Source organism: Variovorax nivicola (assembly GCF_051216475.1).
Classification (GTDB): Bacteria; Pseudomonadota; Gammaproteobacteria; order Burkholderiales; family Burkholderiaceae_C; genus Variovorax.
Map to the genome: position 1 here is coordinate 1,264,280 of NZ_JBPJZK010000001.1, position 21,651 is coordinate 1,285,930.

The 21,651-nt window shown below is 64.8% G+C and carries 20 protein-coding genes and 2 pseudogenes; 10 read left to right on the forward strand and 12 right to left on the reverse strand.

Going from position 1 to position 21,651, the window contains the following annotated elements:
- Positions 1-274: 274 nt before the first annotated feature.
- Entirely contained in the window at positions 275-1,681 is a 1,407-nt protein-coding gene (locus ACSFBF_RS05950) for an MFS transporter (protein ID WP_435465407.1), read from the reverse strand.
- 98 nt (positions 1,682-1,779) lie between these two features.
- On the opposite strand from ACSFBF_RS05950, the gene ACSFBF_RS05955 reads away from it, so the two are divergent.
- Both ACSFBF_RS05955 and ACSFBF_RS05960 read left to right on the forward strand, forming a co-directional pair.
- Positions 1,780-2,652, forward strand: a complete 873-nt coding sequence (locus tag ACSFBF_RS05955; protein ID WP_435465408.1) for a LysR family transcriptional regulator — start codon at positions 1,780-1,782, stop codon at positions 2,650-2,652.
- A gap of 44 nt (positions 2,653-2,696) precedes the next feature.
- Positions 2,697-2,849: pseudogene (locus ACSFBF_RS05960) on the forward strand (glutathione S-transferase family protein); the annotation flags it as partial.
- A 113-nt stretch (positions 2,850-2,962) separates the two neighbouring features.
- Here ACSFBF_RS05960 and ACSFBF_RS05965 read toward each other — a convergent pair.
- On the reverse strand, positions 2,963-3,841 hold the full coding sequence (locus ACSFBF_RS05965) for a LysR family transcriptional regulator (protein WP_435465409.1): 879 nt from the start codon (positions 3,839-3,841) through the stop codon (positions 2,963-2,965).
- A 152-nt stretch (positions 3,842-3,993) separates the two neighbouring features.
- On the opposite strand from ACSFBF_RS05965, the gene ACSFBF_RS05970 reads away from it, so the two are divergent.
- Positions 3,994-4,647 carry a hydrolase gene (locus tag ACSFBF_RS05970; protein WP_435465410.1) on the forward strand — a complete coding sequence of 218 codons (654 nt, stop codon included), beginning with the start codon at positions 3,994-3,996 and terminating at the stop codon, positions 4,645-4,647.
- A 109-nt stretch (positions 4,648-4,756) separates the two neighbouring features.
- On the opposite strand, the pseudogene ACSFBF_RS05975 reads toward ACSFBF_RS05970, so the two are convergent.
- The 4 genes and pseudogenes from ACSFBF_RS05975 to ACSFBF_RS05990 form a co-directional block, all read right to left on the reverse strand.
- A pseudogene (locus tag ACSFBF_RS05975) lies at positions 4,757-4,975 on the reverse strand (L-idonate 5-dehydrogenase); the annotation flags it as partial.
- A gap of 63 nt (positions 4,976-5,038) precedes the next feature.
- The gene (locus ACSFBF_RS05980) at positions 5,039-6,007 is read right to left on the reverse strand and encodes a tripartite tricarboxylate transporter substrate binding protein (protein ID WP_435465411.1); all 969 of its coding nucleotides are present in this window, start codon (positions 6,005-6,007) and stop codon (positions 5,039-5,041) included.
- A gap of 24 nt (positions 6,008-6,031) precedes the next feature.
- Complete coding sequence (locus tag ACSFBF_RS05985) at positions 6,032-6,799, reverse strand: SDR family oxidoreductase (RefSeq protein WP_435465412.1); 768 nt, start codon at positions 6,797-6,799, stop codon at positions 6,032-6,034.
- A gap of 10 nt (positions 6,800-6,809) precedes the next feature.
- A complete protein-coding gene (locus ACSFBF_RS05990; RefSeq protein WP_435465413.1) occupies positions 6,810-8,057 on the reverse strand; it encodes an enolase C-terminal domain-like protein in 1,248 nt (415 codons plus the stop codon).
- A gap of 206 nt (positions 8,058-8,263) precedes the next feature.
- Here ACSFBF_RS05990 and ACSFBF_RS05995 point away from each other — a divergent pair, with 206 nt between their 5' ends.
- Both ACSFBF_RS05995 and ACSFBF_RS06000 read left to right on the forward strand, forming a co-directional pair.
- Positions 8,264-9,055 (forward strand): GntR family transcriptional regulator, encoded by a 792-nt coding sequence (locus ACSFBF_RS05995; protein WP_435465414.1) that lies wholly within the window; start codon positions 8,264-8,266, stop codon positions 9,053-9,055.
- Positions 9,056-9,324: 269 nt separating this feature from the next.
- Positions 9,325-9,558, forward strand: a complete 234-nt coding sequence (locus tag ACSFBF_RS06000) for a hypothetical protein (RefSeq protein WP_435465415.1) — start codon at positions 9,325-9,327, stop codon at positions 9,556-9,558.
- A gap of 11 nt (positions 9,559-9,569) precedes the next feature.
- On the opposite strand, the gene ACSFBF_RS06005 is transcribed toward ACSFBF_RS06000, so the two are convergent.
- Genes ACSFBF_RS06005 through araD form a run of 4 tightly spaced genes read right to left on the reverse strand, consistent with a single transcriptional unit; the run spans position 9,570 to position 14,212 of the window.
- Complete coding sequence (locus ACSFBF_RS06005; protein WP_435465416.1) at positions 9,570-10,676, reverse strand: SMP-30/gluconolactonase/LRE family protein; 1,107 nt, start codon at positions 10,674-10,676, stop codon at positions 9,570-9,572.
- 29 nt (positions 10,677-10,705) lie between these two features.
- A complete protein-coding gene (locus tag ACSFBF_RS06010) occupies positions 10,706-11,686 on the reverse strand; it encodes a Bug family tripartite tricarboxylate transporter substrate binding protein (protein WP_435465417.1) in 981 nt (326 codons plus the stop codon).
- A gap of 32 nt (positions 11,687-11,718) precedes the next feature.
- The gene (locus ACSFBF_RS06015) at positions 11,719-12,429 is read right to left on the reverse strand and encodes a ribonuclease activity regulator RraA (protein ID WP_435465418.1); all 711 of its coding nucleotides are present in this window, start codon (positions 12,427-12,429) and stop codon (positions 11,719-11,721) included.
- Between the two features lie 55 nt (positions 12,430-12,484).
- The gene (gene araD / locus ACSFBF_RS06020; protein WP_435465419.1) at positions 12,485-14,212 is read right to left on the reverse strand and encodes an L-arabinonate dehydratase; all 1,728 of its coding nucleotides are present in this window, start codon (positions 14,210-14,212) and stop codon (positions 12,485-12,487) included.
- Between the two features lie 107 nt (positions 14,213-14,319).
- Here araD and ACSFBF_RS06025 point away from each other — a divergent pair, with 107 nt between their 5' ends.
- A complete protein-coding gene (locus tag ACSFBF_RS06025; RefSeq protein WP_435465420.1) occupies positions 14,320-15,009 on the forward strand; it encodes a GntR family transcriptional regulator in 690 nt (229 codons plus the stop codon).
- A gap of 105 nt (positions 15,010-15,114) precedes the next feature.
- Here the strand turns inward: ACSFBF_RS06025 and ACSFBF_RS06030 are convergent, their stop codons facing one another.
- Positions 15,115-15,882, reverse strand: coding sequence for a GntR family transcriptional regulator (locus tag ACSFBF_RS06030; protein WP_435465421.1), 768 nt, complete (start codon positions 15,880-15,882; stop codon positions 15,115-15,117).
- Positions 15,883-15,985: 103 nt separating this feature from the next.
- Between ACSFBF_RS06030 and pcaB the strand changes: the two genes are divergently transcribed.
- Genes pcaB through ACSFBF_RS06045 form a run of 3 tightly spaced genes read left to right on the forward strand, consistent with a single transcriptional unit; the run spans position 15,986 to position 19,795 of the window.
- A complete protein-coding gene (gene pcaB / locus ACSFBF_RS06035; protein ID WP_435465422.1) occupies positions 15,986-17,368 on the forward strand; it encodes a 3-carboxy-cis,cis-muconate cycloisomerase in 1,383 nt (460 codons plus the stop codon).
- 37 nt (positions 17,369-17,405) lie between these two features.
- The gene (locus ACSFBF_RS06040) at positions 17,406-18,395 is read left to right on the forward strand and encodes a tripartite tricarboxylate transporter substrate binding protein BugD (RefSeq protein WP_435465423.1); all 990 of its coding nucleotides are present in this window, start codon (positions 17,406-17,408) and stop codon (positions 18,393-18,395) included.
- A 5-nt stretch (positions 18,396-18,400) separates the two neighbouring features.
- The gene (locus tag ACSFBF_RS06045; protein WP_435465424.1) at positions 18,401-19,795 is read left to right on the forward strand and encodes a class II fumarate hydratase; all 1,395 of its coding nucleotides are present in this window, start codon (positions 18,401-18,403) and stop codon (positions 19,793-19,795) included.
- A gap of 105 nt (positions 19,796-19,900) precedes the next feature.
- Here ACSFBF_RS06045 and ACSFBF_RS06050 read toward each other — a convergent pair whose 3' ends face one another.
- Complete coding sequence (locus ACSFBF_RS06050) at positions 19,901-20,719, reverse strand: winged helix-turn-helix domain-containing protein (protein ID WP_435465425.1); 819 nt, start codon at positions 20,717-20,719, stop codon at positions 19,901-19,903.
- Positions 20,720-21,044: 325 nt separating this feature from the next.
- Here ACSFBF_RS06050 and ACSFBF_RS06055 point away from each other — a divergent pair, with 325 nt between their 5' ends.
- The gene (locus tag ACSFBF_RS06055; protein ID WP_435465426.1) at positions 21,045-21,608 is read left to right on the forward strand and encodes a hypothetical protein; all 564 of its coding nucleotides are present in this window, start codon (positions 21,045-21,047) and stop codon (positions 21,606-21,608) included.
- Positions 21,609-21,651: the final 43 nt, after the last annotated feature.

Here is a 21,651-nt window from a genome sequence, read left to right on the forward strand (position 1 = left end):
CCAATTTCAGGAATCGAACGCTGGCGCAGCCTGCAGCCCAGCCTTCAATCCCCTCCGGGCCAATTTAGTCTCTAACCAGCGCGAAGTTCTGCCACTCGTTGGGTGATCATGGCCACGCTGGGACAGATGGCCGCACAGTTCGCCACCTCCGCCCTGATCGGCCTGTACCTGCGCGAACGCATGGTCTAAGTGACGAGGATTGCGGGGTCAATGTGCAGCCTCGAATGGCGGGACCAGCTTGGCCTGCGAAGGTCTTGCCCGTGGCCGCCGGTGCTCACGGATTGGGCTGTCGTCTCTCGTCGATGGCATGGCCCTGGCCTGGCATGCCGAACCAGCACAGCACGAAACCAGCCAGCAGCAAGGCTGCCGCCATGGCAATCGCGCGGTGCATGCCTTGCATGAAGACGGCGGGCTCGGTGTCTCGCACCAAAAATCCACAGACGGCCACACCGAGCATGCCGCCCACCTGGCGTGAGGCATTGAGCACACCCGAGGCAATACCAGCCTGCGCCGGAGCGACCGCCGACAAGGTCAGATTGGTCAAGGTCGGGACCATCGTCGCGATGCCGCTGGAGGCCATCAGCATGGGCGCGATCAGCCAGCCGTAGACGCCCTCGATGCTGACGGGCCATAGCAAGGCGTAACCGAGCGCCGCCCAAGACATACCGAAGAGCAACAGCCCCCTCGCACCCATCCGGCCGTTCAGCCGGCCGACGAGAATGCTCACCGCCATCAGCACCACCGTCATGGGCAGAAAAGCCAGGCCAGTCTGCTGCGCCGAGAGATGCTGTTCGAGCTGGAAGAACAGGCTGAAGACAAAGATCAGGCCGTAGTACGCAAAGTTGATGATGGCCCCACACACCGAGGCCAGCGTGAAGCGTGGCAGCCGGAACAGCGCCAGCGGCAGCATTGGCGAGGCGCTGCGGGACTCGATGGCGATGAAGCCGGCCGCCGATGCCAGGGACAGCAGCAGGCCGCCATGGACCCTCGGGTGCTCCCAGCCCAGGCTGCCCGCCGCGCTTAGAGCATAGGTCAGGGCGGCCAGGGCCAGGCAGGCGGCCGCCTGGCCGGGGAGATCGAGCCCGCGTTGGGGACTGGCCGAGCTGCGTTGGCCGGGCTCTGCATGGCGCCAGCTCAGATACAGGCCGAGCAAGCCGATGGGAAGATTGATCAGGAAGATGCTGCGCCAGCCGGCATGGCTCACCAGCACACCGCCCAGCACGGGCCCCGCCGCGAGGGCGATGCCGCCTGCTGCGCCCCACCAGCCCACGGCCCGGCTGCGCTGCACCGGGTCCGGAAAGGCCTGCTGCAGCATGGACAAGGAATTGGGCACCAGCATCGCCGCGCCGAGCCCCTGCGCGATGCGCGCGAGGATTAACGCCGTCAGGCTGGGGGCCAGGCCGCAGCCCGCCGAGGCCAGGGTAAAGAGCGCGAAGCCCAGCATGAAGACGCGCCTGGCGCCCAAACGGTCGCCCAAGGCGCCGGCCGACAGCAGCAAGGCCGCAAAGACCAGCGTGTACGCATTGACCACCCATTGCAGCCCGGCGATGTCGGTGGCGAGCCCCTGGCGCAGTGCGTCCAGCGCCACGTTGACCACACTGACATCGAGCAGGACGACCACGAAGCCGATGGCCGCGGCCACCAGCGTGCCGCGTGAGCGCGCGTGGGATATGGAAGACATGGCAGGCATTCGAGAGAGCTGGAGTGCCTCGATGCTGGGCCTGATGGCACCGTGCGTAAATTCCCTAAAATCGCACATACCCTGGAGAAAACGCACCGATGATGGACTGGGAAAGTTTGCGCCACTTCCTGGCGGTCGCGCGCACCGGCACGCTCTCCGGCGCCGCCCGCGCGCTGCAGGTGGACCACGCCACGGTCAGCCGCCGATTGGCCTCGCTGGAGTACGAACTGCAAGCCGCCTTGGTCGACCGCCTGCCGCGCGCCTGCCGGTTGACGCCGCTAGGCCAGCAGGTGTTCGAACAGGTGCAAGCCATGGAAGAGGGGTCGTATGCCATCGAGCGGCTGCTGCACGCAGCGCGTGCGCCGCTCGACGGCAAAGTCTCGCTCAGTGCGCCGCCGGTCTTGGTGACGCAGCTGCTGGCAAACCACATGACTGAGTTCAGGCGTCGTCATCCGGGGCTGCAGCTTGCGGTCTCGGCCCAGGGCCAGCAGGTGTCATTGACCCGGCGCGAAGCCGATGTGGCGCTGCGCCTCGTGCGGCCCGAGGACGCCAGCTATGTCGTGCGGCGGATCGGCCGGATGCACTTCGGGCTGTATGCCAGCAACGACTATGTCCATCTCCAGCGCCCGGCCGAGTGGGAGTTCATCGCCTTTGACGCGCAGTTCGACGAGATGCCGCAGCAGCAGTGGCTGCTGGGGCTGGCCGATGGCCGCCGGGTCGCCTGCAGACTGAGCGACATTTCCGGTCACCTGGCGGTTGCACGGGCGGGCGCGGGCGTGGCCGGACTGCCGTGCTTTCTCGGCGATGTCGATCCAGATCTACGGCGATTGGAGCCGGACGGCAAGCCCTTCTTCCGCGACATCTGGCTGCTCGTGCATCGGGATCTGCGGCGCAGCGCTCCCGTGCGCGCAGTGATGGACTTCATGGCACAGGTCGTGACCGAGCAGCCAGCGCTGCAGCTGGCCTTGTAGTCGGCAGGACCCCACGGGATGATTTCCGGATCGACAACACTCAAGTCGTGCTGCACATCGCCGAGCGCCACCCAGGCCTGTTCCCCGCCGATGCCAACGCAAGGGCGCGCCATCGCGCCATCACCTGGATGTTCGCGGTGCTCAATACGGTCGAGCCTCCCATCCTCGAACTCGTGACCGTCAAGCTGGTGGAAGGCTGAGCGCCTGCGCCGAAGGTCCGCTTTGTAGAAAGCGGGAGGTCGCGTTTGGGCCCCTTTGCGCTGGCCGCGCGTGAGGCTGTTGGATTCCGCCGATCACCACTCGCTGAAGCTCAAGTTCTCGGAGACCGGTCGCAATACTCGATCAGGAGTTCGGTGAGGACCCGTATCTTCCGTGCGGGATGCTGACCTGGCGGTCGGATGACATATGCACCTGCCGGGGGTGGTGGATGACGTGTCATGACCGGCACGAGTGCCCCGGAGGCCACATATTCATGGGTGAGCCAATCGGGCAGGTAAGCGATCCCGAGTCCTGCTGTAGCAGCGGAGACTAAAGCAGTGCCGTTGTCAGCCTTGAAGCGGCCCTGGGGACGAACCGTGATGATCTTGTCGCCATCCATGAGTTGCCAGGCCTCGGTTCCCTGCATAAGGGCCTGATGGGCGACGAGTTCCTCCGGTGTCTCGGGCGACCCATGCGCCTTGACATAGTCCGGACTCGCGACGAGCTTCCCATGGACCGGGCCGATGCGTCTTGCAATCAAGTTGGAGTCCTGAAGATAGCCAACCCGTATCGCACAGTCGTAACCCTCCGCGATGAGATCAACGAAGCGATCGCTGTAGCAGGTTTGGATGTGAAGCCGAGGGTGGCGTCGTGCCATTTCCGCAAGTATGGGAGCGAAGTGAGTCGGCCCCAAAGAGAACGGCACAGCAACGCGCAAGCGGCCGCGAAGGTCACCGGCAGGCAGGATCGTTTCCCTGGCCACGTCGATCTCGGCGCAGACCCTGGCTGCATAGTCCCGGAACGTGGCCCCGGCTTCAGTAAGAGCAGCCCCGCGGGTGGATCGCGCAAGCAGCTGGACACCAAGTTCCGCCTCAAGCCGGAAGAGACGACGACTGACGATCGACTTGGACACGCCGAGCCGGAGCGCAGCAGACGAAACCCCACCGGCATCGGCAACCTCTACGAATGTCTGCAGCTCTTCGATGTCCAACTCAGTGTTCCCCATTTCGCGACACAGCTCGCCGCGGGATGGTACTACCGGATCAAAAGGCGGAACAACACAATCCTGCTTCGGGCAACGTCGCCGCGGCGAATGTTTCCCGAAAACCAATCCCGCTCACAACGGCAACAAAGGATGCATCAATGACTTTTCGCAACGGCCTTGCTTCGCTTCTTCGTCCCGAAGATTCGGTACTCGTTCTCATCGACCACCAGCCCTACCAGCTCGCCAATCTGAACAGCCACGACCCGCAGGCCGTGGTGAACAACACGACCGCCCTGGCGAAGTCCGCCAAGGCCTTCGGCGTCCCCACCATCCTGACGAGCGTCATCGCCGAACGAGGCGGCCTCATCTTTCCCCACATCACCGACGTGTTTCCCGGCCAGGAGGTCATCGACCGGACGTTCATCAATACCTGGGAAGACAGGAAGGTCGTGGACGCGGTCAAGGCGACCGGCCGCAAGCAGCTCATCATCGCCGGCCTGTGGACCGAGATCTGCGTCGCCATGCCGGTTATCCAGGCGCTGGGCGAAGGCTGGGATGTCACGGTCATCACTGACGCTTCGGGCGGCACGTCGGTCGAAGCGCACGAGGTCGCCATCCAGCGCATGATCGCGGCCGGCGCGAACATGATGACCTGGCTGGCGCTGACATCGGAGTGGCAGCGCGACTGGGCGCGCACCGAGCACGCGGGCGAGCTGACGGAGGTGCTCAAGCAGCACGTCGCTGGCAGCGGCATCGCGTACCTCTGGGAGCAGCAGCTGCTCAACACGCCTGTGCCAAGCAACGCAGGATGATCTGAGCGGGGATGAAGAGATTCTTGAGCGACGCGTTGCGAGAAGGCGGATTGCTTTTCGAGCCTCGTCATCCCTCTCTATACCGAGGTCGTCATGCCTGGATGCAGGCAGTCGGCACGATCAACGGCTTCACATCGACCCGGCCCTTGTTGAGCAACTCGACCGCCACCGCGAACTCTTCGTGGAAACGGAATGCACCGCGCAGATCGAACTCCTTGGCCACGATGGTGTTGATCGGCGGTGTCATGTCGCCGCCCAGGCCCAGCTGCACGACGATGCCGCGCGGGCGCAGCGCATCGAAGGCGCCGACCAGCGCACGGGCATCGCCGAGTGAATCGGCCAGCCGGTGCGCCGGGTGCATGGATGACGAGAGCTTCCATGGTGATGCCGGTTATTTCTTGAGGTCGACGCTGGCAAGCAGCGACTTGAAGTACGCGGACTGGCTGTTCATGAAGGTCTGGAACTGCTCGCCGTCCATGTAGGCCGGCTGCAGGTTGGCCCTGAGCAGCGCGTCGCGGAATGCAGGATCTTCAGCGGTCTTGCGCGTGGCATCACGCAGGTATTTGACGACTTCGGGCGGCGTGTTCAGCGGCACGCCCAGCCCGCGCCAGGTGCCCACGACGAGGTCCACGCCCTTCTCCTTGAATGTCACGACCTTGTCGTAAGGTGCGGGCAACCGGCGCTCGGCCATGGCAACCAGCACGCGCACCTTGCCCGCGGCCACGTGCGAGCCGATCTCGGCGGGGCTCACGGTGATCGCATCGACATGCCCGCCGACCAGGGCGCCCACGCTCGGCGCCGCGCCCTGGAACGGCACGTGGTTGAAATGCACCTGCATCTTCTGCTCGACGGCCGCGGCCGCCAGGTGCCAGATGGTTCCGGTGCCCGCATTGCCCATCGACACCGCACCTTCCTGCTTGCGCGCGGCGGCCAGCAGGTCGTCGATGGTCTGGTACGGCGACTCGGCACGCACCGCGATCACGCCGGGGTCACCGTTGAGCCGCGCGATCGGGATGAAGTCGGCGGTCGTCACCTTGGTCATGTTCAGGTGCGGGATGATCGCCAGCTCCGAGATGATCACGCCGATCTTGTAGCCGTCGGCCGGCGCGCGCTGCGCCTCGGTCATGCCGATGCCGCCGCCCGCGCCCGGCTTGTTGACGACGATCAGCGGTTGCGGCACGTTCTTCTTCGCGGCGTCGGCGAAGATCCGGGCCATCACGTCGGTGCCGCCGCCGGCGGACGAAGGCACGATCACTTCGATCGGCCGCGTGGGGTAGTCGGCCGCCTGCACGGCAATCGAGGACAGCAGCACGCCCGCGAAAGTCGCGGCGGCTGCACAGGCAAGGCGAAAGCGCTTCATGGTTGATGTCTCCTTCAATGACCGTCAGAGCACGGACACCATGCCGCCATCGACATAGATGATTTGTCCGCTCACGTAGTTGGATGCTTCGGACGCCAGAAAGACGGCGGTGCCGATCAGTTCTTCGGGCTTGCCCCAGCGGCCGGCCGGCGTGCGCCCCTTGACCCACGCATCGAAGCTCGGGTTGTCGATGAGCGCCTGGTTCATGTCGGTGAGCATGTAGCCCGGACCGATCGCGTTGGCCTGGATGTTGTGGCTTGCCCATTCGGCGGTCATTGCGCGGGTGAGCATCTTGATGCCGCCCTTGGCGACTGTGTACGGCGCGACCGTGGCGCGCGCCAGTTCGCTGGTGAGCGAGCCGATGTTGATCACCTTGCCGCGGCCGCGCGGAATCATTCGCCTGGCCGCCTCGCGCCCGACGACGAAGGCGCTGGTGAGGTTGGTCTCGATCACGCGGCGCCAGTCTGCGGTGGCCAGCTCGACCATCGGCTTACGGTATTGCACGCCGGCGTTGTTGACCAGGATGTCGACGGCGATGCCGGCCGCATCGAGCTTGTCGAAGGCAGCCACGACCGCGGCCTCGTCGCACACGTCGAACGCATGGGCATCGACTGTGTAGCCCTCGCCGCGCAAGGCGGCGGCGGAAGCCTCGAGCCGGGCGTCATCGACACCGTTGAGCACCAGGCGCGCGCCTGCGGCAGCCAGTCCCTGCGCAATGGCAAAGCCAAGGCCGCGCGACGAACCGGTGACGAGCGCGGTCTTGCCCGCGAGGCTGAAGAGTTGGGTGGACATGATGGATTCCTCAGGGGGTTTGCAGCGTGCCGTCGACCAGGCGCGTCTGCGTCCAGGTGGTGATGACGTTCTCGCAGGGATACTTGCGCGCCTCTTTTTCATCGATGTCGACGCCGAGGCCCGGCTTGTCGTTGGCGTAGACGTAGCCGTCCTTGAATTCGGGCAAACCGGGGAACACATCCAGCAACGCGCCGGGCGGGCCCTTCAGGTTCTGGATCACGAAGTTCGGCGGCTGCACGCCCGACCATTCCTGCACGCCGAAATTGCGTGCGGCCAGGTCGATGTGGATGTTGGCCGCATGCGCCACCGGCGACATGTCGCCGGGCCCGTGCCAGGCCGTCTTCACGCCGAACTGCTCGGCGAAGAGCTGCAGCTTGCGCCCGGGCGTGATGCCGCCGATCTGGCTCAGGTGGACGCGAATGAAGTCGATGAGCTGATCGGTGATGAGCGTCTTCCACTCATAAGGGTTGTTGAACAGCTCGCCCTGGGCCAGGGGAATGCGCGTCTTCTCGCGCAACTGGCGCAGCCACTTGCCCTCCTCCAGCGGGATCGCGTCTTCCAGGAAGAACAGCTCGAAGCGCTCCATCTCGCAGGCGAAGCTGATCGCCTCGATCGGGCTCAGGCGCTCGTGCACGTCATGGCACAGCGCCACGTCGAAGCCAACCTTGTTGCGGATGCCCTCGAAGAGCTTGAGCGTGTCGCGCATGTAGCTGCGGCTGTCGAGGTAGACGCCATCGGGTGCGCCGCGCGGCGCGGTCGAAGGTGCCTTGCCGAAGCCTCCCCCGCCGTAACCGCCGCTCTGGCAGCGGATGTGCGTGATGCCCTGCGCCATGTAGCGCTGGATGTTGTCGCACAGCTCGGCCAGGTCGCGGCCGTCGGCATGCCGGTAGATGGGCACGCCTTCGCGCACCTTGCCGCCGAACAGTTGATAGACCGGCATGCCGGCCATCTTTCCCTTGATGTCCCACAGCGCCATGTCGACGCCCGAGATCGCGTTGTTCTCGGCCGGGCCGTTGCGCCAATAGGCGTTCTGGTGCATGAGCTGCCACAGCTCCTCGATTGCGCTCACGTCGCGCCCGACCAGCAGCGGCTTGAGGTACTGCTCGACCATGCACTGCACGACAAGGTGGCGGTACGCGAAGGTCGCGCATCCAAGGCCGTAGAGGCCGGGCTGGTTGGTCTCGACCTTCACGACCACGAGGTTGATGCCTTCGGGCGCCGTGAGGATGACCTTCACGTCGGAGATGAGTGTTGCCATGTGCGGGTGTGTGTCAGTGCTGGGGTTGAAGCTTGGTTCATCAGCGAAGTGAAAAAGAATATCGTGATATTTCACGATATTTATGCGCGAATACCCTGCCCTACCTCGACGGAATACCTGTGCCCTCCTTTAGAGGAAACCGTGTATTCGAGGCTGTGCTTGCACTTGCATATCAGATATGCTGCAGCCTCGAAACAAGGAATTCCATGGCAACCCGTTCCCCTGCCAGGCCCAAGCTGGTTTCCGTCGACGCTGCCGCGCCGGGCACCTCGCTCAAGAGCTCTGCCAACCAGTCGGACCAGGCCTATGAACGCATCGAAGAACTGCTGATCTGCTGCAAGCTGGCGCCCGGCCGCTTCCTGGCCACGCACGAACTGCAGACCATGGTCGGCTACGGCCGCACGCCCGTGCACCAGGCGCTCAATCGCCTGGCGGCCGACACGCTGGTGCAGATCACGCCGCGGCACGGCATCCGCATCGCGCCGATCGACCTCACGCGCGATCGCCTGCTGCTGAGGCTGCGCCGCGACATGGAGCGCTTTGTGATCCGGCTTGCCACCGAGCGCTCAGGGGCATCGGAGCGCAACCGCATGCAGCACATCAAGCGGCAACTCGTCGAACATGGCGCGCACATGACGATCGAGCAGTTCAACGTGGCCGACCGCCTGATCGATCAGCTCTTTCTGGCCGCCGCGCAAGAGCCTTTCGTGGAAGGCACGCTGCGGCCACTGCACACGATCTTCCGACGCATCGGCTGGATCTATCACATGCATGCGCCCGAGAAGGTTGATCTGCAAGGCACCGTCGACGGGCACATCGCTGTCATCGAAGCGGTGGCCAACGGCGACGTCGACGCCGCCATCGCCGCATCAGATGGTTTGATGGATTTCGTCGACAGCATGTTCGAAGTGCTCGAGCGCGACGTGGCGCCCAGCACGCTCGACTGCAGCCTGGATGGCGACGACAGCTACTTGACCCTCGACAGGCCCAGTACGTGACGGCCATGAACGATGGCGTCAAGTTCGCCATTCCGAGCAAGCTGGGGCGTAAGTTCAGCCATCTGATGTCAATCAGATGGGCTTGCGCAACCACCGGGTTCCGTCGCAACCCGACGGCCGCTTCGAGGGGGCCGCGCATCCTATAAATACGGGATCCCTGATGAAGCCTTCTTCGGTTCAATTGCTTCTCCTGGAAGTTTGACGGAAGCAAAGCAATGCCAAGGCACCCCATTCACAGCGCAACGATCACCTTGAAGCTGCCATTCGACATGGACACCGACGCCGAGATCACGGCCTTGCGCGCTGCCGGCATACCGGTCGACGCGCTCGGCAACGCAGAGCGAGGCTTTCTTTTCGTGCGATTCAGCGACGGATGGAGAAACCGGGCCAACATCTTTCGGTGGTTCGCCGGAGACATCGGGCAAGACCTTCGCAACAGCGGCATCAAACCGGGCCCCCGGCGACGCAGGGTGGCGCTTTCAAGCTGCATGCCCAATCGCTAGACGCCCGCGCCTCAGACAGCGCCGTGGGCCTCGACATAGAGCGCATAGAGTGAATGGCTGCTCGCCATGTAGAGGCGATTGCGCTTCGGGCCTCCGAACTCGAGATTCGGGCAGCGCTCGGGCAGGCGGATGAAGCCGATGGGCTTGCCTTGCGAATTGAAGATCTTCACGCCGTCCATCTCCTCCGACTTGCCGGTCGGCAGGTAGGCCTTCATGCCACCACCGATGTCGGTAGGCTCGGCCGCAACCGCGCCCGAGTAACCCCAGCCGCACCAGAGATTGCCGTCGCGGTCGACGCGAAAGCCGTCGAGCGACCCCGGCCCGTCTGCGTCGATCAGCTTGGTCTTGTTCTCGACGCCCGTGCCGTCGGGTGATACGTCGTAGCTCCAGATGCTGCGGTTTGGTGTTCCCTTCCACTCGACGACGTAGAGCTTCTTCTCGTCGGGCGAGAACGCCAGGCCGTTCGGGTTGACGAGATCGGTGATCATCGCGCTCAGCTTGCCGTCCTTCGCGATGCGGTACACGTTGGTCGTCACCTGCTCGGGCACGGCCTTGGAGCCTTCCCACTCGCCGTTGATACCGAAGGTGGGATCGGTGAACCAGACGGTGTCGTCCGATTTGACGACGACGTCGTTCGGCGCGTTGAGGCGCTTGCCCTGGTAGTTGTCGGCCAGCACCGTCATGCGCCCGTTCTTCTCGGTGCGAACCACGCGCCGCGTCACCGAGTGCTCGCAGGTGATCAGCCGCCCCTGGCGATCGCGGGTGTTGCCATTGGCATAGTTGACGTTGGTCTTGTGCACGGTGAACCTGCCGGTCTTCTCGTCGTACTTCATCAACCGGTTGTTCGGGATGTCGCTCAGGAGCAGGTAGCCGTGCTCGGGAAAGTAGACCGGGCCCTCGGCCCAACGCATGCCCGTGCCGAGCTGTTCCACCGTGCTGCTGTAGATCCGGTACTTGGCGAAGCTCGGGTCGAGGATCATCACGGCCGGATCGGGGTAGCGCTGGTTGGGTTTGAAGTCGAAGGCTTGCGCGCCGGCCAGGCCGCTGAGCGCCGCGGCACCGGCGCCCGCAGCCGTCCTGAGCAACTGGCGTCGTCGATGGTTGATATCGCTCTGCATCGGAGGTCTCCTCATGTGATTGCGAAAACTCAATCGGCCACCGCGCCCGACTTCTTCACCAGTTCAGCCCAGCGCGGAATTTCCTTGGACATGAACTCACGCAGTTCTTCCGGCGTGCTGCCCACGATCTCCATCGCCAGCTGGTCCGAGAGCTTGGCCTGCACGTCGGGCTGCTTGAGCGCCTTCACGATCTCGGCATTGAGGCGCTGCACGATCGGCTTGGGCGTGCCCTTCGGGGCGTACACCGCCTGCCACGACGACATCTCGAAGCCAGGAATGCCCGACTCGATCATGGTCGGCAGCTCGGGCACCAGCGCGATGCGCTTGCCGGTGGTCACGGCCAGCAGCTTGAGCTTGCCGCTCTTGACCAGTGGCAGCGCGGCTGTCACCTGGTCGAACATGAAGGGCACCTGCCCTGCGGCCACGTCGGTCAGGGCCGGCGGCGTGCCCTTGTACGGCACGTGGGTGAGCTTCACGCCGATGAGGTCGGCGAACATCTCGCCGGCCAGATGCGTCGAGGTGCCGGCACCGGAAGAGGCAAAGGTGCGCTTGCTCTCATCCTTCTTCAGCAGAGCCACCAGTTCGGCCACCGAGTTCACGCCGAGCTGGCTGTTGACGATGAGCACGTTGGGCAGGCGCGCAACCAGCGAGACGGGCTCGAAGTCCTTCATCGGGTCGTAGGTCAGCTTCTTGTAGAGGCTGGCGTTGATGGCGTGTGTGCTGATAGTCCCCCCGAAGAGCGTGTAGCCGTCGGGTGCGGCCCGGGCCACGTAGGCGGCGCCGATGCCGCCAGCCTGGCCGGGCTTGTTGTCGACCACCACCGACTGCTTGAGGCTCTCGCCCAGCTTCTGGGCCAGCGTGCGGCCCACGATGTCGGTGGAGCCGCCGGGGGTGAAGGGAACGACGTAGACGATGGGCTTGGCAGCCGGCCATTCGGGGGTCTGGGCCAATGCGGCCACAGGGGCGAGCACAGCCGGCAGCAATGCCGCGGCGAGGCGGATGAAACGCATGTCTTGTCTCCTTTGATTTTTTGTCGATGGGCTCAACGGCCCTTGGCCTGGCGCCAGGTTGCGAAGTCAGTGCGGCTTTGCTCTTCAGTGGGCGGATACAGGCCGAGGATGGAACGGCCTTCGAGCACCATGTCCTGCACGAAGTCTTCGAAGACAGTCATCTCGGTTGCTTCGGCCGCTACCTCGTCGGCCATGTGGGCCGGAATGACGATCACGCCTTCCGCATCTCCCACGATCACGTCGCCCGGAAACACAGGTGCATCGCCGCAGCCAATGGGCACGTTGATGTCGATGGCCTGGTGCAGCGTGAGGTTGGTCGGTGCGCTCGCGCGCTGGTGGTAGGCCGGGAAGCCGAGCTTCGCGATGTCGGGGCTGTCGCGGAAACCGCCGTCGGTCACCACTCCGGCCACGCCGCGCTTCATCAGCCGCGTGACCAGGATGCCGCCGGCCGAGGCGGCGCGCGCATCCTTGCGGCTGTCGATCACCAGCACGGCGCCTTCGGGGCACTGCTCCACCGCCTGGCGCTGCGGATGATTGCGGTCGAGGAAGACGCTGATCGGGTTCAGGTCTTCGCGCGCCGGCATGTAGCGCAGCGTGAAGGCCTCGCCCACCATGTTGGGCAGGCCCGCGTTGAGCGGCCGCACGTCCTGGATGAACTGGTTGCGCAGGCCGCGCTTGAACAGGGCCGTGCACAGGGTGGCGGTGCTCACCTTCATGAGCTGCTCGCGGGTGGCGGGATTCACGTGTCGTCTCCGTTCTTGAAATGAAATGAGAAATGAATTGGGGCTGGAAGGCCGATCAGAAGATGTCGGGCTCCGGCACCGGCTTGCCGAAGCTGGTTTCCAGGAAGTCGAAGTCGCAGCCTTCGTTGGCCTGCTTGATGTGGCGGCCGAACATCCATCCATAGCCGCGCTCGTAGCGCGGCGGCGGCGGCGTCCACTGGGCCTTGCGGCTGGCGAGTTCCTCGTCACTGATGTCGAGGTGAATGCGCCGCGCGGGCACGTCCACGGTGATGCGGTCACCGGTCTTCACCAGCGCGAGCGGCCCGCCGATGGCCGCCTCGGGCGAACAGTGCAGCAGGCAGCCGCCGTAGCTGGTGCCGCTCATGCGTGCGTCGGACAGGCGCAGCATGTCTTTCACGCCCTGCTTCAGCAGCTTGGTCGGAATCGGCAACATGCCCCACTCCGGCATGCCGGCGCCACGCGGGCCGGCGTTGCGCAGCACCAGGATGTCGTCGCCCGTCACGTCCAGGTCAGGGTCTTCCACCGCCTTCTTGAGCGCGGGGTAGTCGTCGAACACCAGCGCACGGCCGCTGTGCTGCAGCAGATGCGGCGCGCAGGCGCTGGGCTTGATCACCACGCCGTCAGGCGCCAGGTTGCCGCGCAGCACGGCCAGCGCGCCTTCGGCATAGATGGGGTTGGCGAGCGGCCGGATGACGTCGTCGTCGTAGACCTCGGCGCCTTCGATGTTCTCGCCGAGCGTGCGGCCATTGACGGTGCGCGCGTCGGTCCGCAGATGGCCGCGGATGCGCTCCAGCATCGCGGGCAGGCCGCCAGCGTAGAAGAAGTCCTCCATCAAATAAGTGTCGCCGCTGGGCCGGATGTTGGCGATGACGGGCACGCGGCGGCTGAAGGCATCGAAGTCATCCAGGCTCACCGCGTGGCCGGCGCGGCGCGACATCGCGATCAGGTGGATGACTGCGTTGGTGCTGCAGCCCATGGCCATCGCGCAGGCGATGCCGTTCTCGAAGTTGGCGCGCGTGAGCATCTTCGCGGGCGTGAGGTCTTCCCACACCATCTCGACGATGCGGCGGCCGCAGTCGGCGCTCATGCGGATGTGGTTGGCGTCCGCCGCGGGGATGCTGGAGGCGCCCGGCAGGCTCAGGCCCACCGCCTCGGCAATGCCCATCATGGTGGCGGCCGTTCCCATGGTCATGCAGGTGCCGTGGCTGCGGGCGATGCCGGCCTCCATCTCGGCCCAGGCCTGCTCGCCCAACCGGCCGGCACGGCGCTCGTCCCAGTACTTGAAGGCATCGGAGCCGGAGCCCAGCACCTTGCCCTTCCAGTTGCCGCGCAGCATGGGGCCGGCCGGCAGATAGATGAAGGGAACACCCATGCTGAGCGCGCCCATCACGAGGCCGGGCGTGGTCTTGTCGCAGCCTCCCATCAGCACCACACCGTCTACCGGGTGGCTGCGCAGCAGCTCTTCCGTTTCCATCGCCAGGAAGTTGCGGTAGAGCATGGTGGTCGGCTTGACCATGCTTTCCGAAAGCGAAATGGCCGGGAGCTCGAGTGGGAAGCCACCTGCCTGCAGGATGCCGCGCTTGACGTCCTCCACGCGTTGCTTGAAGTGCGCGTGGCACTGGTTGGCGTCGCTCCAGGTGTTGACGATGGCGATTACCGGCTTGCCCATCCAGTCGGCATAGCTGTAGCCCATCTGCAGCACGCGCGAGCGGTGGCCGAAGGAGCGGAAGTCGTCGGGGGCGAACCAGCGGGCGCTGCGAAGGGATTCGTAGGGGCGTTTCATCAGGGTTGTCTCCAGGGCGCGCTGCACCATGAGTGCCGCCTTGCCGATCGCAAGCCGGGAATTAAAACATTAATATATCAGTCGCGTCAATGACACAATCGCCAGCGATGAGTGCCCCTCCCAAGATTCGACTCGACCGTACCCGCCTGGCTGCGCCCCAGGTGCTGGAAAAACTGCGCGAGGCCATCCTCTCGCTGGAACTAGCGCCCGGTACCGTGCTGGTCCGGCAAGAGCTGGCCGACCGTTTTGGCGTGAGCCAGACGCCGGTGCGCGAAGCGCTGCTGCGTCTGAGCGAAGAGGCACTGGTCGACGTGTTCCCGCAGCACGCGACATTGGTCAGCCGCATCGACATCGCGGCGGCGCGCGAAGCACACTTCCTGCGGCGGTCCATCGAGTTGGAACTGGTGCACCAGTTGTCACAGCAGGAGTCGCCGGGACTGGTCGAGCAGATGAAGGGCGTCATCGCCCAGCAGGCAGCGCTTGCAACGTCGCAGCGCTACGGTGACTTCGTCAACGCCGATCGGGCGTTCCATCGCCTGATGTACGAAGCCGGCGGCGTGCTGGGCCTTTGGGATCTTGTGGGCCGCGTATCCGGACACGTCGACCGGCTGCGCCGCCTGCACTTGCCCACCGCGGGCAAGACCGAGGCGATTCTGCGCGACCACCGCGCCATCGTGCGCGCCATCGAGGCACAGGACCCGGCGGCCGCCCAGGCCGCGCTTCGCAAGCATCTGTCAGGCACGCTCAGCGCGGTGAGCGAGATCTGTCGGCAGTACCCCGACTACGTGCTCGTCTGAACCTTTGGACGCTCGACTTCGGCGAATCGCGCCAGAAACTCCGCCGGCGACCCAGGCGAGGCCCCTCCCCCGTTCAGAAGTCGAACCGCCACGCTCCGGATGCGACTACGGCTCGGACCTGTGCAATCGCATCGACACCGAGAACCGGTCGGCTGGATGGACCGACACGGACACTTCGAAGGTCTGCCCGTCCGCATCCATGTAGCGCCGCACGATCTTCAGCGCAGCCGCACCTTGCTCGACATGCAGCGCCTTTGCCATCGCCGCGTCCTTGACGGTGTCGGCCCGCACATCCTGGTGGATTTCGGCGATCTGCCGACCGTAGCGCTCTGCGATCAGTGAGCTGATGAGGGTGTCGGGCGACTCTTGAACAAGCTCCCCGACCTCCGAATACGCGGGGTCGACATACACATCGGTCCATCCGATGGGGTCGCTCTCTCCGTTGCCGTCCAGGCGCAGGCTCGAGATACGCAGCCAGCGCACACCGGGCGCGCACCCCAGGTCCTTCGCCACCGCAGCGGCAACGGCGACCTCTTCGATCGATTGCACCTGCCGCAAGTGCTCGGTGCCGAACTGCACCAGATCGTCCACCGACGCGAGCGAGGGGCGAAAGGTGTCGCGCGGCCTGGTCGCCTCGACGCGCGTTCCCACGTTCTTGCGGCGCGACACCAAGCCCAGGCGCTGAAGCTCGGCCAACGCTGCCCGCACGGTGTGCCGACTGGTCTTGTAGTGCTCGCAGAGTTCGAGTTCGGTCGGAAGCAGCGAGCCGACGACGAAATGACCGCTCGTGATGGCGTCGGTCAGGTGGCGCGAGATGTCGCTGTGATGAGGCTTGGGTGGCGAAGACATGTTGCCCTCAAGGATCGCATTCATGGCGTCAAGGGTAAACCCCAGCTCGTCGAATATGTTCGGACATATTAAAGTTGAATATGTCCGAACATATTTGCGTTCGCTGCTTCCACTTTCAACGGCTCCCATGAACACCACCCGCACCCCGATTCCGATGGCCAGCACCGTCGTCGACTCCATCCTGTTCCGCGACGCGTTCGGCACGCAGAAGATGCGGCAGCTCTTTTCGGACGGTGCGTTGATCCAGCGCTACATCGATGCCGAGATCGCGCTTGCCAAGGCCGAAGCGCGTGTCGGCGTGATTCCGGCCGAGGCGGCAGAGGTGATCGCGCGCGAATCGAAGCTCGAGCGCATCGACTTCGACCACATGCGCGAAGAGACCGACATCGTCGGCTACCCCATCCTGCCGCTGGTGCACCAACTGGTCGAAATGTGCGGCGAAGCGGGCCGCTACGTGCACTGGGGCGCGACCACGCAGGACATCATGGACACCGCAGTGGCGCTCCAAGTGCGCGACGCGCTCGACAGCATCGACGCAGACATCCGCGAACTGCGCGGCATCCTCGCATCGCTCGCGAAGAAGCACCGCGACACGCCGATGGCCGGCCGCACTCATCTGCAGCAGGCGCTGCCCGTGACCTTCGGCTACAAGGTCGCGATCTGGCTGGCCATGTTCGACAGGCACCAGCAGCGCATTGCCGAGCTGCGCCCGCGCGTGGCGGTGGTCGAATTCGCCGGTGCCGCGGGCACGCTAGCCTCGCTCGGCGACAAGGGCTTCGAAGTGCAGAAGGCGATGGCCAAGGAACTGAAGCTGGGCGTGCCCGCCACCACATGGCACGTGGCGCGCGACGGCTTCGCGGAGGCTGTGAATCTGCTCGCGCTCGTCACGGGCTCGCTGGGCAAGATCGCGCTCGACATCATGATCATGGCGTCGACGGAGTTCGCCGAGGTGTACGAACCCTTCGTCAAGGGGCGCGGTGCATCGAGCACGATGCCGCAGAAGCGCAACCCGATTTCCAGCGAGCTGATGCTTGCGGCCTCCAAGGCGGTGCGACAGCACGCCGGGCTGATGGTCGATGCCATGGTGCAGGACTTCGAACGCGCGACGGGCCCGTGGCATGCCGAATGGATTGCCATCCCCGAGAGCTTCATCCTGACCTCGGGCGCCTTGCATCAGGCCAAGTTCGCGCTGGGCGGCCTGATCGTGGACGAGGCGCGCATGAAGCACAACCTGGGCATCAGCCGCGGCCTGATCGTGGCCGAGGCCGTGATGATGGGCATGGCCCCGCACATCGGCCGCCAGCAGGCGCACGACGTGGTCTACGACGCCTGCCGCACCGTCAACGAAAAGGGCGGCACGCTGGCGGAGGCTCTTGCCGCGCTGCCCGAGGTCACGAAGCACTTCGACCGCGCGGCCATCGATCGCATGACCGATCCGGCGAACTATCTCGGCCTCGCGCCGCAGATGGTGGACCGCGCCATCGCGCTGTCCGCCGCAGTCGCTGCCTGAGCCGCGACCAACCACCAACCCCGAGGAGACAAGACAGATGATCGACATCAAGAAGCTGGCCGTGCGTGCCCTGCTGGCCGCGACCTTCGCGGCCGCCGCGCACGGCGTGAGCGCCCAGACGTACCCGGCCCGACCCGTGACCTGGATCGTTCCGTTCGCGGCCGGCGGCCCCACCGATGCGCTGGCACGGGCCATGGCGGAGAGAGTTGCGCGCGAACTCGGTCAACCCATCATCATCGACAACGCACCGGGCGCCGGCGGAACCGTCGGTGCGGCGAAGGCATCGCGTGCCGCAGCCGACGGCTACACCATGCTGGTCGGGCACATGGGCTACATGGGCGCCGCGCCCGCGCTCTACAAGAAGCTCGCCTACGACCCAGTCAAGGATTTCGCGCCGGTGTTCCGCTTTCCTGATACGCCTCTGGTGCTGATGGTGCGCAAGGAGCATCCCGCGAAGGACATCAAGGCGCTGGTCGACTTCGGCAAGGCCAACCCGGACAAGCTCTTCATCAGCAATGCCGGTGTCGGCTCCAGCTCGCACCTCATCGCGGCCTTGTTCGCGGCCTCGGCCGGCATCAGGATCTCGCAGGTTCCGTACAAGGGCGCGGGGCCGGCGCTGATCGACGTGATCGGTGGCCAGGTCGACGGCATCTTCGACCAGACCAACACGGCCATGCCGCAGATCAAGGAGGCCAAGGTCCGCGCACTGGCAGTGACGTCCAAGGTCAGGCTCGCGCAGCTGAAAGACGTTCCCACGCTCAGCGAGACAGTGCTTCCGGGCTTCGAGGCTTCGACCTGGTACGGCATCTACGCGCCCAAGGGCACACCGCAGGCGGTGCTCGACAAGGTGCAGCAGGCCTATCTGAAAGTGATGAGCGACAAGGCGTTCACTGACAAGCTGGCCGAGCAGACGATCCAGATGCTGCCGCCGGAGCAGTACACCGGCGCCGCGCTCGGCAAGCACACCGAAGCGGAGGTGGCGCGCTGGAAGGCCGTGGCGGCCAAGGCCAGCATCTCGCTGGACTGACGCACATGACCGCCACGCGCATCGAGCACGACGCATTCGGGCCGGTCGAGATACCGGCCAGCCGCTACTGGGGCGCGCAGACGCAACGCGCAGCAGGCGTGTTCGATGTGGGCACCGAGCGGTTTCCCGTCTGCCTGCTGCACGCGCTCGGACTCCAGAAGATCGCGGCAGCGCGAGCCAATGCACGCTGCGGCACGCTCGACGCGGCACTGGCCGAACAGATCGTCATCGCTGCTGAAGAGCTGTCGCGCGGCCTGTTCGACGATCACTTCCCGCTCACGATCTGGCAGACCGGTTCGGGGACCCAGACGAACATGAATGCCAACGAGGTCATCGCGAACCGCGCCAACGAGCTGCTCGGGCGGCCGCTCGGCACGAAGTCGCCGGTGCATCCCAATGACCACGTGAACGCATCGCAATCGTCGAACGACAGCTTCCCGACCGTGATGCACATCGCGGCCGCAATGGAGTTGACCGGGCGCTTGATTCCATCGCTCGTCGTGCTGAAGGACGCACTGGCGGAACGCGCGAGCGCCTTCGCCGATGCAACCAAGGTTGCGCGCACGCACCTGATGGACGCCGTGCCGATGACGATGGGCCAGGCATTCGAGGCATTCGCATGGCAGGTGAGCAGCGGAGTTGCGCGCCTGCAGGACGCCTTGCCGCGGCTCCTGATCGTTGCCCAGGGCGGTACGGCGGCGGGAACCGGGCTCAATGCGCCACCGGACTTCGACGTGCTGTTCTGCGAAGAGATCGGCAAGCTCACGGGCCTCCAGTTCAAGCCTCATCCGTGCAAGTTCGAGGGCATGTCGGGCCACGATGCGCTGGTGGAGCTGTCAGGGGCCTTGAACGTGATCGCCACATCGCTGATGAAGATCGCCAACGACATCCGCTGGATGGGATCGGGGCCGCGCTGCGGCATCGGCGAACTGGTGGTGCCCGATGACGGGTTGACCTCATCGATCATGCCCGGCAAGCGCAACCCGACCATCGCGGAGGTGGTGGCCCAGGCGGCCATGCAGGTTGTCGGAAATCACGTGACGGTGACGATGGCCGGCGCCTCGGGCAACTTCGAACTCAACGTGGCCAAGCCGGTGCTGATCCACAGCGTGCTTCAGTCCATGCGTGTGCTGGCGGACAGCTCGCGCGTCTTTGCGAACAAGCTGGTGGCCGGCCTGGACATCGATCGCGAGCGCCTCGAATCGAACCTGGGCAACGCATTGCTGTCCGTGACGGCGCTCAACCCGGTGCTTGGCTACGACAAGGTGGCGCGCATCACGCGAACCGCCGTGGAGCACCGCATTGCTCCACGCGAGGCAGCCATCGAACTGGGCTACTTGAGTGCCGAGGCGTATGACCGCCTGGTCGATCCGCTTCGCATGGCCAGAGGAAAAATCTAGCGCATTGGCGCGGGAGTGTGCGAGCCATGGCCCCTCTTTCGGATGCCGCAAGCAGGCCGCTACCCGCATACACATTTGGGGGCGTCGGATGGTTGCGTCACCCTTTCAGGTGCATTCGGTATTCTTCTCGCCCTTGCTTGACAAGGGTCCGGCGCGATCTTCGAGGACGTACCCCTCGCCTCGCACCGTATGCAGCAGCTTCGCCTCGAACGGCGCATCAAGCTTGCTGCGCAGGCGAAGGATGGCCACGTCAACCGAGTTGGTCTTGGCATTGAATTCCACATCCCAGACGCGCCTGGCGAGCATGGGCCGTGAAAGTACCGTGCCCTGGTTGCGAAGCAACACCACCAGCAACGTGAACTCCATCCTGGTCAGTTCGAGTTCGGTCCCATCGCGGGCAAACTTTGCGCGCCGCTCGTCGAGCTCCAGATCGGCCAGGCGAAGCACCGGTTGACGGCGTACACCGGTGCTGCGGGCCAACGCCTTGACGCGGGCCAGCAGTTCGGAAAACTGGAACGGCTTGACCAGATAGTCGTTCGCTCCAAGTTCCAGGCCCGCCATGCGAGCAGCAACGCTGTCGCGTTCGGTCAGAACCAGCAGAGGTGCATCCGTCTTGCGCCGGATCGTTCGAACGGCATGAAATCCGTCCTGGCCAGGCCGCATCGAGTTCAGGAGGATGAGCGCGTAGTCCTGCGCGATGACCGGGTTCGCAGCTGCGTTCTCGCCATTCACTATGTCGACGGTGAAACCGTTTCTCTCCAGCCCCTCGTTGAAGGTCTTGCACTGGGTCGATTGATGGTCGATGAGCAAGACCCGCATGGAGTCCATGTCCTCGTCGAGCTCTGCGCTGCGTGCATGGCTGGTGCCGAGAAATGAGCCGCTCAGTGCGGTTTCAAAAGGAAGCGGGGAAACATACAGTCGCACAAGTTCTCCTGTTCCAGCGTCCAGGTGGCGCCGTTGCACTTTTATATGGTTCGACGAGTTATTGATCTAATCAATCATTTCTGCCGATGAGGCGGCGTTGCCTCTCTGCATTGGCAAAGATGGGGTTCCATCTGCCTGCTCCGGGCTTTCGTGGTCTGCGCCGAAGGTCGAGATAAGCGAAGTCCATTCATCCGATATTCATCTTCTACTCAGCGCCACTTAATGCGCGCTTCACCCCTTGTGCATTCCGCGCTGGTGCAATTTGGGTCTCGGGACAAGCCATCAGGCCGTTCCGATATCCAACCACCTCAACCGGAAAATGAAGATGAACAAATTCACCCATATCGCCATCGCCAGTTTCCTGATCGCGGGGGCGATCCTGCCGGCCGCCGCCAAGGAGAAAGCCGCCGGCCGCAGCATCACCGAGGCCGAAGTCCTTGGAGCCCAGCAGGCCTGGTGCAAGGCACTGGTAGACATCAGCGCTGCGAACTCCGCCGGCGGGCAGCCGGTGGCCAAGGCGCTGGCCGAGAAGGTCATCGACAGCGCATACGCCTACCAGCAGGGCGCGGTGCTGTTCAAGCCGACGCTCACGACATCGCCGCAGACCTTTCGCACCGCCCGCGACGGCGCGCTGGCGTACTTCGTGGGCGGCAATCCGGCCTTCCCGAACGACACCGGCTTCGCCCTGAAAGGCTGGAACAAGTGCGAGATTGCGAACAGCGCGGTGCTCATCCACGGCGACACGGCCAGCACGCTGGGCAACGTGATGTTCACCGGCCCGGACGGCAAGGTCACCACGGTCGACAAGACCTGGACCTTCGTGAAGGACGATGCCGGCAAGCTGCGCATCGTCGTGCATCACTCATCGCTGCCGTACGCCGGCCGCTGAGCACCGCGTTCAATTGCTGCCCCCTGGCTTGCGTCAGGGGGCT

Coding starts and splice junctions, on each gene's coding strand:
- ACSFBF_RS05980 (WP_435465411.1), bottom strand. CDS start 6,007: ATGAAGCGCTTTCGCCTTGCCTGTGCAGCCGCCGCGACTTTCGCGGGC.
- pcaB (WP_435465422.1), top strand. CDS start 15,986: ATGAACACCACCCGCACCCCGATTCCGATGGCCAGCACCGTCGTCGAC.
- ACSFBF_RS06045 (WP_435465424.1), top strand. CDS start 18,401: ATGACCGCCACGCGCATCGAGCACGACGCATTCGGGCCGGTCGAGATA.
- ACSFBF_RS06055 (WP_435465426.1), top strand. CDS start 21,045: ATGAACAAATTCACCCATATCGCCATCGCCAGTTTCCTGATCGCGGGG.
- ACSFBF_RS05950 (WP_435465407.1), bottom strand. CDS start 1,681: ATGTCTTCCATATCCCACGCGCGCTCACGCGGCACGCTGGTGGCCGCG.
- ACSFBF_RS05990 (WP_435465413.1), bottom strand. CDS start 8,057: ATGGCAACACTCATCTCCGACGTGAAGGTCATCCTCACGGCGCCCGAA.
- ACSFBF_RS06025 (WP_435465420.1), top strand. CDS start 14,320: ATGAGTGCCCCTCCCAAGATTCGACTCGACCGTACCCGCCTGGCTGCG.
- ACSFBF_RS05985 (WP_435465412.1), bottom strand. CDS start 6,799: ATGTCCACCCAACTCTTCAGCCTCGCGGGCAAGACCGCGCTCGTCACC.
- ACSFBF_RS06040 (WP_435465423.1), top strand. CDS start 17,406: ATGATCGACATCAAGAAGCTGGCCGTGCGTGCCCTGCTGGCCGCGACC.
- ACSFBF_RS06010 (WP_435465417.1), bottom strand. CDS start 11,686: ATGCGTTTCATCCGCCTCGCCGCGGCATTGCTGCCGGCTGTGCTCGCC.
- ACSFBF_RS05970 (WP_435465410.1), top strand. CDS start 3,994: ATGACTTTTCGCAACGGCCTTGCTTCGCTTCTTCGTCCCGAAGATTCG.
- ACSFBF_RS05955 (WP_435465408.1), top strand. CDS start 1,780: ATGATGGACTGGGAAAGTTTGCGCCACTTCCTGGCGGTCGCGCGCACC.
- ACSFBF_RS05995 (WP_435465414.1), top strand. CDS start 8,264: ATGGCAACCCGTTCCCCTGCCAGGCCCAAGCTGGTTTCCGTCGACGCT.
- araD (WP_435465419.1), bottom strand. CDS start 14,212: ATGAAACGCCCCTACGAATCCCTTCGCAGCGCCCGCTGGTTCGCCCCC.
- ACSFBF_RS06000 (WP_435465415.1), top strand. CDS start 9,325: ATGGACACCGACGCCGAGATCACGGCCTTGCGCGCTGCCGGCATACCG.
- ACSFBF_RS06005 (WP_435465416.1), bottom strand. CDS start 10,676: ATGCAGAGCGATATCAACCATCGACGACGCCAGTTGCTCAGGACGGCT.
- ACSFBF_RS06030 (WP_435465421.1), bottom strand. CDS start 15,882: ATGAATGCGATCCTTGAGGGCAACATGTCTTCGCCACCCAAGCCTCAT.